We start from the raw sequence: 15,163 nt of genomic DNA, 5'->3' as shown, positions 1-15,163 counted from the left end.
CTTGTGGGCTGCTCCCTTAGCGAGTGGTGGTGATAGGGGCTATGGTTGCTCGTTGCAGGTGGTTTTGGGGCAAGAGGGTTATGGGGTGCTTATGGTCGCTGTTGTTTTTGCAAAAGCATCATATTTTGCTTTTATAGGCGCTTTTGCATGGTTTGCCGTTTACAAATCGAAATTAAGTGAATTTGCCATTCGTCATGAACTTAAACTGCATTTCTTATGCATATTGGTAAAAATATAAGAAAATTCCTTTATAATATCGGGACAGATTTATATTCAGGGACCCTTTTGCAATGTTGTGAAACAGAGAGAGGCTTTTCTTCTGCTGTCACTCCCGTCTTTCTCAAATCTCTTCATGAGAGTTTCGCCTTTTTTGTTGACGATGTGATGCTCAGCTTTTGGGTATGGTTGGTATATGCTTCATGCCATTTTCTCCTTTGTGTGTTTATAAAAATTCGCTGGCAGATACCGGGCCAATTTTTCAGCAGATAAAGGCGCTTCTGGTTCGCATGAGAGACTGTTATATTATCCTTGTGCATTCTTGTTCGGTGATCTGCTTTGGTATGGAGCTGTTTGGCAAGTGCTCAATTAAATAGACCATTAAATAGACCATATTCAGAAAAGTTGTGCTGAATATCCATTTCTGCCATGGGAAAGTGAAAATGAGGCAATTGATGAAATGAAACAACCTTTTGCATTTTTAATGCTAGCATTGCTGGTTTCATATTATTGAATGTTGTAGGTTCAAAAAATATCAGACATGTTTAATGAGCAATGGTTTGGTGGTTAATGGCGGCAAAATGGATGTCCCTCTCTTTTCATGTTAATGATAAATGTGGAAGATTGAACTTTATTGGCAATATCCTCTTTTATGAGTAGGGTGAAATCATGAGATGGCGTTGTGCCTTTAAGATTCATGTTTGGATATTTTTGATTTGCTTTCTCTACAAGAGCTGGCATCAGTTGAAGATTTGTCTTTACATAATCAGCTTTAATTCAGCTGCTATCGGCAATATCACGCTCTAAGTTGGCAGTAATATCTCACAATTTTCCATGATTGAGTGGATTTCATGACTGGGTTGCAAGTATGGTTGCAAGTATGGTTGCAAGTATGATTGCAAGTATGATTGCAAGTATGGTTGCAAGGCGAATGCTTTATCAGTGCTCTCATCTTCTTGCATTGTTGATGAACGAGGATCAGCGTTTTTTTGATTTGGTGGTTTCATAATATTAAACTCCCGTGTTGATATTGGTTTTTTGCTGATCTTTTAAGTGAGAGCAATGGGAACAATTTTGAAATCTTAGCTCTTTTTATAAGAAGGTTTGCTCCGTGAGGATCTCAGTTTTGAGAGGTCAAAAATTGCAGCGCTTTCTATATAAAATTGATAAAAAGTGAAAAATTTGTCTGCATGTGTAACTTTATCTTGAGGAAAAGTTTGGACACTCTTTTTGCTGCATCACATTGTTGTGCTGTATCGATAACAACAAATTTTTATACTCATTTATTCTGCCGGCATGAAAATTGTTTTGCTAAGCGTTTTTCCCTTATAGTCTTCGCCTATATTTTATTATGCCTTTTGCCAAATTTGCTGAAAAATATGTTATGTCTGAAAAGATATGCTGATGTGCAAAAAACATCTTGCCCATATCGAGAAAAGGTAACTGAAATTTAGACACAAAAAAACACTCGCCGCACCCACTATTAAAGAGGATTTTTCATATCCTGTCAACAAAAAAAGCGTGATTTGGTGTTTTTGTTTTAGCCAATCTGTTGCGTAAACGGTACAATTTTCTGCTTTAATTGGAGGGTTTTGGCGTAGAACAAAAATATTTTTTTCTGTTTGGAAGAAACTATCCAACTGGTTTGTTTGAAATAGGGGGATGCTGGTGCGGTTGGTTGGTGGAGTTTTATTGTGGAGAACAGTTTATTTTTTACGTTTGGTTTGTAAAATGTTGATGAAGAGCATTCAGAATAATACGTAATGGGCAGACAAGGTAGGAGAGCGGTTGATCATCTACCACAAGATATTGTAGTGCGGCATAAAAGTTATGTTGGCTATGCTGCTGTTGTGCTTTTTTGATAACTTTTTGCATATCTTCATAGTGCTGCGTTGTTCTTTGAACCCATTGCTTTTGTGCTTTTTCATCCGGTGTGTGCGTAAAATCATCATAATAGCCATGGGGCAAACCTTTGGCACATAAATAATCGTTTCTGATTTGTAGATAGCGTTGTGCCGTTTCATATTGCTCTTTGCTGATGCCCAATGCGTTCTGTTTATAGCCAAGCAAACAAAGGCGTCCAATATAGGAACTGGCAAGTGGATTTTTAGCTTCTTCTATCGTCAAACCAAAATGTTTTGCCCGCATTTCAATGCTGTGTTGAGAAGGAGAGGTACACGGTTTTTGGGTGTGGGAAATGTCGCCATTTTGTTCTGCTCCTTTTTTTGTTGTTTTCAGTCTGTTGCATTTTTTATGTATTTTCATGAACTTTACCGTTTGAATTGAAAAAACTATCTGTTTGAAGAAGAAAAGTGCTACAAAAAACTCTTGAAATAGATGCTATGGGGTAAACGCTATGGGCGATAGAAAATGGTTGCTGATAAAAACAAGCATTAAAATTGTCTTTGTTTACTTTTTTTCTCAGGTTAAGAGTAATATTTTAAAAGTGAAAATGCCCTTGAGTGGTAAGTCGTTGACGATCGTTTATAGCGATTATTTGCTCGTTACAGGCTTTTCAATCTGTGCTAAAAGTTGAAAAGAAATTTGAAATGTGAATGAAAAACCACAATGCTCTTTATGGTTTTTCCCTGACTTTTTGGGCTATCCCTTATAGAAGGGGCTTTAAACAAAAAAGCATGAGAGGGAATGCTTTTTATGGGAAATGTTGTTTTGTGTTTTTATGAAGTGTTTTCTTTGTCTCCCTGTTTGAGAAGGTTTGGCAAAAATTTAAAACTCTGCTCTCTTTTCGCTTTTGCTTTGGAAACTCTTGTGCCAGATGTGGGAGCAGAACAAAGATGTAGCAGCGGTGGGCGCAAAACAAGAATGCCTGATACATAGAATGTTGTTAAATATATTTTTATCCTTTTTAGAGGAAATTTTTTATCTATTGAACAGAACAGATCTGCGAAAAATAAAATTTATTCCCTCTTAATAATATCATAATATGACTGATATTTTCAAATAAATATTGATAATATGTTGATAATAAACTATGAATAACAAAAGCTGTGATAACATTATCGCGTTGTTTTATTTTCTTTTCCCCTGTTTTTGCTTTTATGTTCATCCTTTATAGAGTATAAAAAATTTTTGCTCTATTCCATTTTTGCTGTTTTCTCAAAATTGATCTTCTTAACTAAGAGTGTTTTGCCCGTTTGATGAGAGTACCGGCTATCATGCTGCTTGTTTGGGTTGTTTGCATTTCCTTTTGCTTTTGTTCTTTGAAAGACATTATTTTTTCTTCAAAAACGGTTGGTGGCAGGATTGTGTATGCCATTTTGAAGCAGATAGTTTTTTTTAGAAGGGGGATTGAAAATTTGTCTTGAGACTGCTATAGACGTTTCCAGTTAAAGCGATAAGATGCCTTGGTAATTGTGCGTTCATCAAAATAGAAAAGCTGTAGTGTTCTTTATATGGTTTTTTGGTTTTGCAATGGGTGCTCTAGAATGGTGTTTAAGCGTTTCTTCATGCATATTAGTGCGTGATACATGTTGATGCATGAGGGGAACGGCAGGGCGCATCTTAAGCAGATGTTTCATGGGGCATATGCTTCAGGGGGCTCGTGCAAAAATGAGAAAATGGGGAATGTCAGAATGACAAGCGATCAACAACCTAATGAACCACAATCAGAGTTTTTTCAAAAGCAGGCAAATGCAAAGTCTGCCCCACAGTCAACTTTTGCAAAAGGATCTCAGCTTTTTTCTTTTAAAGAAGCTATGATGCTTACAATGAAAGATTATAGAATAATCTTCTGCATCGCTCTTGTTATGTTGATTTTAGGGGTTTTTCGTATCCACTATCTGCCAGGGTTTTTCTTAGGATTATTTGCTGGTGGAATTTTCGGTGAGACAAATGGCTTTTTTGACTATATTCTTGTTCTGCCAATTTTCCTCTGGGGAGTATTGGTTATCTTTTTACCTGTCGTGTTGATTTTACATTACATATTGGATCGTAGATTGAAAAAAATGCTTGGAAAATTAGAAAAAAAAGCATCTCAACAGCAAAACAAATCAGGTACTGCGCAAACAAAATAGGGGGAAGAAATGTTTCTTATTACAAAATTATTCGGTCTTTTGGCGCTTGTCGGTCTTATCATCATTGCTGTATTAAACAGCATGCTTATTATAGGAATTTATTACTTTTTTGTTAAACGTATTAGAGTATATCTCAAAATGGACAAGGAACTCAACGAGAGGCGTTAAAAAGAGAATAGCAATGGGATTCTTATAAAATTGTGAGAAGAAAAAGCAGCAAAAGGCAAAATTTCGCAAAAATTATTGCTGCTTTTTTGTTAAAAATTCCTTCTTTTAAAAGATGCGTTTTTAAAGGATAGGTTGTGGCGCTAGAGCAAATGTACGGTACGGATATAGGGGCAGATATAGGGGTAGATATAGGTGCGGATATAAAAGTGGCGCTGGCGCGGGGTGCAAAAACAAAGGCAACAAGATGAATTTCCTGCCTGAGGCGGGGTACAGCTTTCTCGTGTGAAAAAGTTTTGATTTTTTGTAAGAAAATTATCAAGAATATTTGTTCTTTTTACGGTTGTGATGGCTTTATTGGCTTACCATTTTCTTTAAACCGCTGTTGTGAGTAAGAATTCCTGGCGCTGTGTGAGAGTGGTCGCTATGAGTTCCTGGCTGTGCCCTTCTATTATTTTCCGGTTATTTTGCGGCAGGGCAGCATTGTAGTGGGTTCTTTAATTGTTAATTGCAATAATCATTTATCATTGCGCAATTGAAGAAAAAGGCGCGGTCGTTGAAAAAAAACGATAACATAGGGATATAGGAAAGGTGAAGCGTTGTTTCATATTTCTCATAGGCGTTTTGATTTTGTATGAAAAGCAGAGAGGATATTTTATTCTCTGTTCATGACTATGAAGTGTGGGGCATGAGTTTGCTTGTCTTGCATTATGAAAAACATTTGTGGGGGAAAAAATTGCACGGAAAAAATTGTAGGGGGAAAGAACGGGGAAAAGAATGGAGAGAGAAAAGAGAAGGCTTAAAGAATAGGATAGAGCGCTTTGCTCGTCTATGAAGCAAGAACCGTGGCTTTGCTCTAATATCGGTAGCCTTATGCGATATATATTTCTTTATGGCGGTGCTTTTTGCAGGGGGTAATGGTGCTCTTTATAGCAATTTTCTTAAGGGGTGCGCATTTTGTGGGCAAGTTGTAAGAAGCATTTAGTCTCTGGCAAATTTTGGGCACTATAACAAAAGATTAAGATAGAGAATTATCAGGGTAGAGGGCAGTTTATAGAATGGAGAGAAAAAAGTAGCGCATTTTTCTCTGGTTTTTGTGGTAGAGGTTTGTGGGTCTTTGATTGACTTTGCCAATTTGCGTTTTGTGTTGTTGCAAAGGTGCGAGGGGGCTTTCTTCACAGAGAAAAGAAGTAAAAAAGAACCATGATAAAAATGTCAGAGAACTTGCGCAATCGTTCAAAAAGTTTTAAAGAAACGTCTCATATTGATGAATGTTGTCAAATAGTTAAGAAGTTTGGTAGTTAAAGAATTTGGGGGTGCCATGACCATAGAAAACCCACAACAGGGAGCTATCCAGAATAGGGTGGGCATTGTGTCGCAGGGTGCATTTGATAAAGCATCGAAGTTTTTTGCCTTTAAAGAAGCGATGATTTTCTCAATAAAAGATTATGTCATTGTTTTTTGCATTTCTTGCATCGTGGTGGTGGTGGTATATAGCAATTTTATGAAATTCTTTCATGGATTGTCTGAAGAACAGCTGATGGAAATGCTCCATAAAAATTTTCATGGGACGTTCCTGGAAAATCTTAAAGGCTTGTTCTTAGGACAAATTGCATGGGATGAAATATATAAGAGAGAATTATGGAATACAGCTTCGTGGGAGAGCGTTTGGGCTTTTATATGTCTTATTCCGCAAATGATTTTTGGAACTTTTCAAATCCTTTTCCCAATCATTTTTGTCTTTCATTTCATATTGCATGGTGCATTAAAAGACATGATTCAGCAAGGAGAAAAGTCACTAGAATAGTATGATCTGATGACTTTATAGAATATGAGAAGGAGAGAAAAGTGACTTTTTTGGCAATGGTGACTGCACAATTGACTATTGTCTCAATGATGGTGGTCTATAGCATGATAAGTTTTTTTGCTATTTTAGCAATTGTTATGGTTTATTACTCTGCTTTTAAGCGTCAAATAGTGCTTTTTGAAACGCATGAAAAACTAGAAATCATCAAAGTAGACAAAGTGTTGTCTCATAAGAGGGGAGAAGAGGAGCCAGTTTTTGATAGGCAAGCTTATCTCGCTTCGTTTAAAGGAGCTCTGATGTTTTCAAAAAAAGATTATAAAAGAGTCTTTAAATTCTCTTTTATAGTATTTTTTGTACTCGTTATGCCCTTCATCGTTTCATTTTTTGTCATGACGGCAGAGGTGGCAAAAAATAAAGCCAGTATGCAACAATTGATGCAAAGTGGCTCTTGGTCGTTTACTTTTTTATAGTGAATGGTTTTTTTCTCTATATTATTTGGGGATGTGTAGCGTTTTTTTCCCCTCTATTTTTGCTGTTCCATGCTAAATTGCATTTGAGAGTGAAAAAGATGGTGAAGATAGTGGAAAATTTCACTTAAAACGGTAACGTAATTGGTTTTAGAATGTGAGAGGGGAAAAGTGCTTTTTTTAATAAAATATTGTAGTCTGCTAGGACGCTTCATGCTGGCCGCTCTATTCTGTATGACTATCGTTGGTCTTCATTACTTTTTTATCAAGCGGGCAAGATTATATTTTGCTGTGCTGAAGGAATTAAAAAATAGTGCGACCTCTTCCTTTCTTTCTCGTGAGCGGCAGGTTATGGGGCAAAATGCTCCTTCTCTTTTGTGGTGGGAGTCTCTGTTTCTGTGGCCAAAAGAATGTAAAAGAATCTTTTTCATCTCTTTCATCCTTGCTCTTTTATATGCTGTATTTTCTACACTAAAGTTGGTAGGCTGGAAAAGTGATGTGAGCGCTTTTATAACTGTGTTGTTTAATTTTACATCGGTCTGTTTGCTTTTTTTCGCACCAATCATTGGGCTGCTCTGCATAAAATTGACGAGCATGTTGAAAAAAATGATCCAGCAACTGGAAGAAGAAATGCCGCAACAAAATAAAGCTCTGCCTATACAGGATGTGAGGGGAGAAAAAGATGACCAGTAGCTTTGTGGCCTTCTTAACTCTCTCTTTTTTGTCTTCAACAATAGCTGGCTTTTTAGTTATTGTGCCAGTTTTTATTATTTATTACCTGTTTATTAAGCGTGCTAGGCTCTATTGCAAAGTCAATAAACAACACAAAAAATTGCTGCAAGTACGTCAGGCAACGGTGAAGAGCGTTGCGAAAACTGAGAAGCAAGATCAACTTCCTCTGTGAGAGGAGGCTTAGTTTTTTTATTTAAAAAAGTTTGGTTTTTAGCCAAAAAAATTATCAAGAATATTTTCTCTTTTTATGGTTATGGTGGCTTTATTTGCTCATCATTTTCTCTAAACCTTTGTTGGGGATAAGAGTTCCTGGCTCTGTGTGAGAGTGGTGGGTGTAAATTTTGGGCGGCGCTCTTCTCTTGTTTTCCGGTTATTTTGCTGCAGGTCAGCATTGCGGTGGGGGAGTTGTAATAAGTATTTCGCATTGAAAAAAGAAGTATATTAAGCAGAGGAGAAAGTGCGGTTGATAAAAATGGTGGCATAGGGGTTTTCGAGATTGAAAATTATCGATGTAGAATATAATGCCCAGAATGGGGCAAAGGGATGGCATATCTTTCCTATGATTTTTATTGTAGAGCTTCGCGGGATTGTGATTGACTCTGCCAATTTTTTATACTGTTTTTTGTGCTATGCGCAAAGGTGCAAATATGTCTCTTTACAGAGAAAAGAAATAAAAATATGTGACAGAGCATGATAATGCTTGCATAATTGTAAAAAAAGTTTTAAAGGGCCTCTTTGCATTGATTTATGTGCTGTAAAACATTTTAGAAGTTGGGGGGTTGGTATGACCACAGATAAACCACAACACGGGCCTGTCCAAAGTGGAGCGGCTGTTGCATCGCGAGGGGCATTTGATAAAGCATCGAAGCTTTTTTTCTTTAAAAAAGCGATGACTTTTTCAGCAAAAGATTATGTCGTTATCTGTTGTATGGCTCTTATCTTATTGGTGTTCGGTATTGCTGTAGCCTATATAAATCCTTTTGAATATTTTCATACATCTAAGCAACAAATTGGAGAACTTACTGAGAAAATTTTTCAAGCGCTCGCTCAGAAAACTGTTGGAAAGCAGGTTTTTGCAACGAGTGCTATGATACAAGAGTATGTTAGAGAACTGATAGCTGCTGCTGGATGGAATAGCGTTGTGGCTCTTATGTGTTTTTTACCGTTCTTTATCTTTTCTTATTTTTTTATTTTTTTCCCGTTCTTTTTTCTCTTTTGCGCCGTGTTTAGGCGTGAGTTAAAAGAAATGATCCAGCAATGGGAAAGATCACCGCATTTGCAAGATAACAATCATTTAGCAGAATAAAATAGGGGGCGAAAGTGACTCTTTTTTTAATATTGGGTATACTGTCGGCAATAGTGGGAAGTGCGATGGTTTTCTTAGCATTTCTGATGATTTTAATTTTTACTGTTATGACAGTTTTTAACGTTTATTATTCTTTTGTTAAGCGTGCAGGCTTGTTGTTTGGCATGTTTGGAAAACTCAAAAAGGTTTCACGACAAAAATTGGGCGGTTATGAGAAACACAACAGTGCGCAAAACTCAGCTCTTAGAACAAAGTTAAGTTCTGTTGCCTTTCAAGAATCTCTAGCTTTATCAAGAAGAGATTCTATAGTAATCTTTTGTGTTGCTTTGATCATGTTGCTCCCTTATGTGCTCTTAATGATTTTTGGGGCTCTTAACTCAAGAGTTGGAATTTTATTTTGGAATTTTTCAATGAATTTTCCTGTTCTTTATAAAATTATTGATTTTGTCTTTCAACTGTGGATTCAGAGCTGGGAATATATTGTCTGCCTTTTACCGGTGGTTTTAATATTTCACGCTATACTCTATTATGGAGTGAGAAAAACCGTAAAGAAATTGGAAAAATTTGCTTGAAGAAAAAGCAAATCAATATCTTCACGCGATAAGATAGGGGAAAAAAAGTGGCTATTTTTATGAAATATTTAGGTTTGTTAGGGCTGAGCATCATAGGCATGTTTATGTTTATGATTGTCGTCAGGGTTCCTTACTTTTTGATCAAATATTTAAGAGTGCACTGTAAAGTATCTCAAGAATTGCGAAAGAGCTTAACGCAAGAAAAGGATGCATTGCAGCATTTACGCAGTGATAAGAGGGGAAAGCAGAAACAGAATGCAGCAGTTGATGCAAAAATTCGTCTGCTCTCTTTTAAAGAATCTATGCTGTTTTGGCCAAAAGAGTTTAAAATTATATTTTTCCTCTGTTTTTTCTATGTGGTTTTACAAAGTTTCCTCAATTTAGCAAAATGGAAATGGTGGGAGAATGATGTAAGCTCCTTTATAATGCTGCTGTTGGGGATCGCATGGTGCTGTGTTATAATATTGAGCCCTATTATTGCGGTGTTGTTTGTCAAATTGAGTAGAAAATTGAGAAAAACACTCCAACAATTGGAAGAAGCAATTGTGCAACGAGATAAAGCACTCGCTATGCAGGATACTATAGGGGGAAAAGATGAGCGGTAGTTTTATAGCATTTACAGCTTTATCTACACTGTTGTGGATGATTTTGACCTTGTTAATTAATGTGCCAATTTTGATCCTTTATTATATGTTTATCAAACGTGCCAGGCTGTATTGTAAAGTTGAAAGAGAATTGAAAAAAGTGCAGCAAGAGCGTGATGTAGCGCTAGGGCGGTGTGCAAAATAAGAAAAATAAAAGAAAGCAGAATGCAGTGTTTGAGAAGAAAGTCGTTTCTCTTTCTTTGAAAGAATTCATGGGCTTAATCAAGGGAGGATTATAAAAGAATCTTCTTTATCTCCATGGTTGTGATGGCATTTCCACCCGTCTTTTTTCGATATTATATTATATCGTATTATATAGAGACAAAATTTCCTTTCTTTTTTCTTGTAAAGCCACTCGCGTGGATTGTTGGTAGTGTTCTTTTTTGTGGCAGTGTGACGCGTAAGTTGCAAAAAATCATTTAGGAACTTGAAGAAGAAATCTAGCCAAGCAAAACCACCCACACCATAGGAGGTGTGATAGGAGGGGAATAGGGTATTTTGCTTGCGTTTTTTCCATAGCTTTCGTTTTGGTTTTTCCTCAAGGGGGAATTGTTCTCCTTTATATTTCTTTTCCAAGTTTGTTCGTGTGTTTTGCAAATGATTTTTTGCATCACATGTGGGAATGGGATGGAGTCAAGCTAGCAGTTCTCGCTTAGGGTTTTGCTTTTGCTTGGTTTAGTTTGGCTTGGCTTGGTGATGTTGATTTGCAATCTTTCAGCAAAGGATATGTCGAAAGAAAGCATTTTCAATGCAAAAATCTTCGTTGTAAATATTTTTGGTGCCAATATCTTTGATATTCATCTCTTCAATGTGAAGATCAATAATCTCTCTTGAATGTGTCATGTGAATGTGTCATGGCGTTTGAATGTGTCATGTGAATGTGTCATGTGAATGTGTCATGGCGTTGATCTAAGAAGGAGCAAAACAATGCAACTTTACTTTGCTTGAATAGATTGTTGCGAAATGATCTCTGTAAATGGTTCTTAGCATTTTATAGTTTAAAAAGGCAGAGATGTGTAATAGAAAAAGGGCTTCTCATCAAAAATCACTTGAGCAGATGAGATAAGAATGAGGATAAAGAGTTTTTTGTCAGTGATGGCGATGTTTAAGGCACGATAAAAAAAGATATGATGGCGTTTTTTCTTCAGAGAAGAAGCGAAGTGGAATTTTATCAAAATACAAGCTGCTTTATCCAAAATGGAACAAGAGGTAATTTGAAGCAAAATGAATAATAAAGGGGGAAATTAGGCATTGGAGCAAGAGACGTATAAAAGGGCACGATCTTTTTCATTTCAGAAAGCATTTCTTTCAGAGAAAAATTATAAAGTTTGCTTCCTCATTGCTGTCTTCATTGTTTTGTGCGACAGGATTTTTAGAATACTAAGATTTGAGGAATCGTTGCAGACAGGGGGGTATAGTATTACGCATGTGATTATTTTTATGATTTTTATGATGATAAAGGTCATAATGATCTATGCACTTTTTTTGCTTCCGGTGGTGTTTATGCTTCGTATCATCTTAACACGTCGATTGAAACTGAAGATCGAGAAATTAGAAGAAGCAATTTTTATAGGAGAAAAGATCAACCATTTGCGAAATGCGCTCTCTCAAGAGTGTGAGGGGGAAAAATGAACAATTATTTTATGGTGCCAATCATTTATGTGCTTCTGTTTTCGTCAATTATTTTTATATTCGTTATTCTGTTTGTTTTGGCTTTTTATTATTCTGTCTTGAAACGGATAAAAATGTATTTCCAAGTGGAAAAAGAGCTAGAATGGGTGCTGCAAGAAAATGATATAGGACTTCAGCAGCTGCGCCGAGAACAAGCAATGCAGCAGCAAAGATGTGCACAAAAGCAGCCATAAGACTTTATGGCGATGATGATGAAATTTTCACTATGGAAAATGCAACAGCGTTAAGGTTCTGGGGTGGAATGTGAAAATTGATGAAAAAAGGTGATGATTTGATGCTCCATTGTTTCCCAAAGCGCGAAGTGTAATTTCTTGTCTTATTCGGCAATTTTCTCTCGCTTTGATTATAGATTTGCGGTCACAAGTAGCATTCTGTTGCGGTTTATGAGACTCTTAATCCTTATCATGTGAAAAATTTTCCGAGTTTGCATATGTATTGTGAAATCATAAAGACTGGATTTTTGGATCACAGATGTATGTGGGATGCTTAAAGCGGGTGCTTAATGGTATTTTAAAATAGGTTATGGAAGCTGTCGATCTTCGAAAAGGCTTCATTCTTCATTCAGCTTTGTCATCTTGGAAAAGAGATAGGTTCTTTTTTGTAAGTGCGATAGGCTTGGTTGGTTTCTTAATGTTTTGCTGCCTCTTTTTAGTTCTTGCTTGGCGTGGTGAGGTGGAAGGTTTACCGTCTTATTAGAAAGAGCTTTCCAGAAGAAAAGCCCATTGGCTTTTAGTAAAACACTTTGATGTCAATATTAAAGGGGCAAACATCAAAAATTTTGATATTGCAACAATTTATCTGGTGAAAAATTCACCTTGAATATGCTGTTGTGCAAAAAGTGGCGAAGACTCAGCAATTAAATGATGATTTATCTGAACAGATTGCAGTGGATTTGTTTTCAGAAGATAAAGGGATTGGCCATTAATATTTTAGAAGCTGCAATATTTTAAAAGCTGTTGATCCATTGGTGTACAAGAGCAAGAGGGTTTCCTATCAAAAATTCGTTGAAATAAAAAACAACAACTAAAGAAATAGGACTTCATTGTCTGTGAAGAGGAGGTGATGTGTGAGGTTGATAGGAAAAATTATCGCTATGATATTTTTTTATAGAGGATGGTGAATGCAAGTTTATGGAGATAAAGTGGGGATTTCATGCAATCAAAGGGAACTTTAGAGCAAAATAAACAATAAGGGGGGGAATATGAAGGAAAGGAATTGGGCATTTGAGAAAAAATGCTTGGTTTTCAAGATAAGAAATTAAAGTAAGGCAAGAAATTAAAGATGTTATCATGGCAGAGTGATAAATTGCTGTGGTAAAATTTTCTTACCGTATTGCATATGTTTTTTATTGTGATAGCTTCAAAATTTTCGGCTTTTGCAAAGCCTTTGAAAGAGTTGGTAGAGCAGGGGAAATAAGAGAGTATGGGGCACGTGATTTTTCTGTTACCGGTTTTGATTTGGGTCTGCCTTTTTGCACCTTTGCCTATCCTTTGGGTATTCCGCAGTATCCGAGAGCGTAAATTGAAAAAAATGCAGTCTTTAGAACAAGTATCGGAGTTGAAAGAGAGATCTGTTAGGATGTAAGCGCTCTAGAACCCAAGTGCTATTATCTCTATCATGTCCTTTTTTTATGGTTTTCACTCTTGTGATCTTGGCTTTTTTGTTCAATGACAGAGAAATTGAGTTCCGCTGTATTTGAATGGGTGGCTGAGAAATTATCCATGAAAAATAAAGAATGATCGACATTTGAGAGTCAGAGATCCGAATTTGTGCCATGAAAAATGCGCTTTTCATGGAAAATTTATTGAGAAAAAAGAACAAGAATGAAGAGAGTAAGCCTCTCTGTGGTGAGTGATGAATCAATCATGTTTGAAACTAAAGGGAGAAAATATCATCCCGATATTGTTTATATCAAAGATGGTAAATTCGCATTTACGGATATAAATATTGATTAGGCGTATCTCCCTGGCATACTCCCCTGGCATACTCCCCTGGCATACTCCCCTGGCATACTCCCCTGGCATACTCCATTGTTAGGAAAATGGAGGACTCTGTTGGGCAATCAAAAATTTAAAAATAAAGACGCATCATAAAATTAAAGAGAAAAATTACTTGTCTTAAAGAGCTTGAAGAAAAAGGAATGATGCAAAATTTCTGGTTTTCTTACCTCTACAGAGTTTCTTTTGAAAACGAATCATCCTTTCGAGGGATGGTAAAACTCTCTTTGGGAACGGAAAATATCTTCATGCGCAATATAAATGGCATTTAGAGTGCGTAGTGCTTTTTGCATCAGTTTAAATATAAAAAAGAAAAATTGGAAAATATTCAGCGTAAAACTTATTCAATCAAATATCTTGTCCTTTTGTTATGCTTGTGGAGCAGCTTTGTCGTATTGCATAAAGCCATGTGAAGTGGTTGATAGGTCAAACCATGAGACAAACTTATGACAGATTTTCAGAGAAGATTTTGCCATTTGGCGAGGAAAAGGCAATCAAGAATAAAAGCTGAAGAGTATTGATGATAAAAAGAACAGTAAAATAAAGGCCTCAGAAAAGATGAGGCCTTTATTAATATTTATTGTTGTAATTTATTACAATATTTAAGCTTTTCTTTAAGGGTTTGGGCTGTTTTTTAAAACGCTTTGCTATTTCATCAATGACTTCTGGTCAAAAATGTTTCTATGCAAAACATGATCAGAGAATACACAAAATTAACCAGTGCATATAATAAGTTTTTGCCTTGCTGGTATAAATCGTCCATTTCTCTTTGGTGGGCTCCACCGTTAGTTTGTGTTCCTAGTATATCCAATATATCCAATGTGCCATTTACTGGTTCAAGAACTTGTAAATCAGTTTTTTCAACAGTATAAGGCGTTACAATAGGAGAGGGTTGTTTATTGACTATACGATCAGATTCCTGAATTGCGAGAGCTAAACCACTTGTGATTGCACTCGCTATGAAAAAATATCTGATATTCATAGTTTTTCTCCTATATTTATTTATATAAATAAATATCGGAATGTATCATATATAGATTCACTTTAAAGCACTATAGTAAAAATGCAATTTTCATAAAAAAGATTAAAATTTGCCTAGAAATTGACAAAATTTGCTTTTATTTTGCCTCAATTGGTTCTTTGAGAATTGATTTATAAAAGAGGGTTTAAAGATTTCAAGACATATATTCATAGGATGGATAACAAAAAACCGCCAACGGTTTCTTGTTTTGTCCATGGCGAAAAGACTCCATTCATGGGATCTTCATAAGGGCAAAACGCGTCCTATAAAGGGCAAAGTGCATTTTGTAAAGATTCAATGCATGATCATGAGATTGGGATGCATCTTGAGGGTTTGGATGCAGCCTAATGGTTGGGCATCCTATTTAGAGGTGGGATGCCCCCTATTGAGATTTGGGTGTATCTTATGAGGATTGGATACACCTTGAGGGGCGGGGTGCATCTTGTTTGAAGGTTGAGATGCATCCCATTGGTTGGGGCATCCTATTTAGAGGTAGGATGCCCCCTATTG

Annotated in this window: 17 protein-coding genes; 14 read left to right on the top strand and 3 right to left on the bottom strand. The window is 36.3% G+C overall.

What is annotated here, in order from left to right:
- Window positions 1-238 (top strand): hypothetical protein (locus QWU_RS08860; RefSeq protein WP_035461967.1); only part of this gene is annotated, 238 nt, incomplete at its 5' end.
- A gap of 545 nt (window positions 239-783) precedes the next feature.
- Here the strand turns inward: QWU_RS08860 and QWU_RS10530 are convergent.
- The gene (locus QWU_RS10530; protein ID WP_017196050.1) at window positions 784-957 is read right to left on the bottom strand and encodes a YopJ family acetyltransferase; all 174 of its coding nucleotides are present in this window, start codon (window positions 955-957) and stop codon (window positions 784-786) included.
- A gap of 127 nt (window positions 958-1,084) precedes the next feature.
- Here QWU_RS10530 and QWU_RS09930 point away from each other — a divergent pair, with 127 nt between their 5' ends.
- Window positions 1,085-1,225 (top strand): hypothetical protein, encoded by a 141-nt coding sequence (locus tag QWU_RS09930; RefSeq protein ID WP_017344716.1) that lies wholly within the window; start codon window positions 1,085-1,087, stop codon window positions 1,223-1,225.
- Window positions 1,226-1,929: 704 nt separating this feature from the next.
- Here QWU_RS09930 and QWU_RS01410 read toward each other — a convergent pair.
- Window positions 1,930-2,481 (bottom strand): hypothetical protein, encoded by a 552-nt coding sequence (locus QWU_RS01410; protein ID WP_017196048.1) that lies wholly within the window; start codon window positions 2,479-2,481, stop codon window positions 1,930-1,932.
- Between the two features lie 1,328 nt (window positions 2,482-3,809).
- Between QWU_RS01410 and QWU_RS01380 the strand changes: the two genes are divergently transcribed.
- The 12 genes from QWU_RS01380 to QWU_RS10465 all read left to right on the top strand — a co-directional run bounded on the left by QWU_RS01380 (window position 3,810) and on the right by QWU_RS10465 (window position 13,590).
- Entirely contained in the window at window positions 3,810-4,250 is a 441-nt protein-coding gene (locus QWU_RS01380) for a hypothetical protein (RefSeq protein WP_026017262.1), read from the top strand.
- Between the two features lie 9 nt (window positions 4,251-4,259).
- Window positions 4,260-4,418: a hypothetical protein gene (locus QWU_RS10095; RefSeq protein ID WP_006589767.1), complete on the top strand. Its 159-nt coding sequence runs from the start codon at window positions 4,260-4,262 to the stop codon at window positions 4,416-4,418.
- Between the two features lie 1,291 nt (window positions 4,419-5,709).
- On the top strand, window positions 5,710-6,222 hold the full coding sequence (locus tag QWU_RS01360; protein ID WP_240532119.1) for a hypothetical protein: 513 nt from the start codon (window positions 5,710-5,712) through the stop codon (window positions 6,220-6,222).
- A 41-nt stretch (window positions 6,223-6,263) separates the two neighbouring features.
- A complete protein-coding gene (locus QWU_RS01355; RefSeq protein WP_017196038.1) occupies window positions 6,264-6,692 on the top strand; it encodes a hypothetical protein in 429 nt (142 codons plus the stop codon).
- Between the two features lie 210 nt (window positions 6,693-6,902).
- Entirely contained in the window at window positions 6,903-7,382 is a 480-nt protein-coding gene (locus tag QWU_RS01345) for a hypothetical protein (protein ID WP_017196036.1), read from the top strand.
- A complete protein-coding gene (locus tag QWU_RS09640) occupies window positions 7,372-7,593 on the top strand; it encodes a hypothetical protein (RefSeq protein WP_006589763.1) in 222 nt (73 codons plus the stop codon). Before QWU_RS01345 ends, QWU_RS09640 begins: the two co-directional genes overlap by 11 nt.
- Before the next feature lie 612 nt (window positions 7,594-8,205).
- On the top strand, window positions 8,206-8,727 hold the full coding sequence (locus QWU_RS01335; RefSeq protein ID WP_035451425.1) for a hypothetical protein: 522 nt from the start codon (window positions 8,206-8,208) through the stop codon (window positions 8,725-8,727).
- A 65-nt stretch (window positions 8,728-8,792) separates the two neighbouring features.
- Window positions 8,793-9,299: a hypothetical protein gene (locus tag QWU_RS01330; RefSeq protein WP_017196033.1), complete on the top strand. Its 507-nt coding sequence runs from the start codon at window positions 8,793-8,795 to the stop codon at window positions 9,297-9,299.
- Window positions 9,300-9,346: 47 nt separating this feature from the next.
- Complete coding sequence (locus tag QWU_RS01325) at window positions 9,347-9,904, top strand: hypothetical protein (RefSeq protein WP_017196032.1); 558 nt, start codon at window positions 9,347-9,349, stop codon at window positions 9,902-9,904.
- Window positions 9,894-10,088 carry a hypothetical protein gene (locus QWU_RS01320; RefSeq protein ID WP_017196031.1) on the top strand — a complete coding sequence of 65 codons (195 nt, stop codon included), beginning with the start codon at window positions 9,894-9,896 and terminating at the stop codon, window positions 10,086-10,088. The genes QWU_RS01325 and QWU_RS01320 overlap by 11 nt, the downstream gene beginning before the upstream one ends.
- A gap of 1,483 nt (window positions 10,089-11,571) precedes the next feature.
- On the top strand, window positions 11,572-11,808 hold the full coding sequence (locus tag QWU_RS09925; protein WP_006589757.1) for a hypothetical protein: 237 nt from the start codon (window positions 11,572-11,574) through the stop codon (window positions 11,806-11,808).
- Window positions 11,809-13,458: 1,650 nt separating this feature from the next.
- Window positions 13,459-13,590 (top strand): hypothetical protein, encoded by a 132-nt coding sequence (locus tag QWU_RS10465; RefSeq protein ID WP_017196023.1) that lies wholly within the window; start codon window positions 13,459-13,461, stop codon window positions 13,588-13,590.
- A 697-nt stretch (window positions 13,591-14,287) separates the two neighbouring features.
- On the opposite strand, the gene QWU_RS01275 is transcribed toward QWU_RS10465, so the two are convergent.
- On the bottom strand, window positions 14,288-14,614 hold the full coding sequence (locus QWU_RS01275) for a hypothetical protein (RefSeq protein WP_006589755.1): 327 nt from the start codon (window positions 14,612-14,614) through the stop codon (window positions 14,288-14,290).
- Between the last annotated feature and the right edge of the window lie 549 nt (window positions 14,615-15,163).

It is taken from the genome of Bartonella birtlesii IBS 325 (assembly GCF_000273375.1).
Taxonomy (GTDB): domain Bacteria; phylum Pseudomonadota; class Alphaproteobacteria; order Rhizobiales; family Rhizobiaceae; genus Bartonella; species Bartonella birtlesii.
Note: the sequence above shows the minus strand (reverse complement) of the source record. Positions and strands in the feature narration are given on the sequence as shown.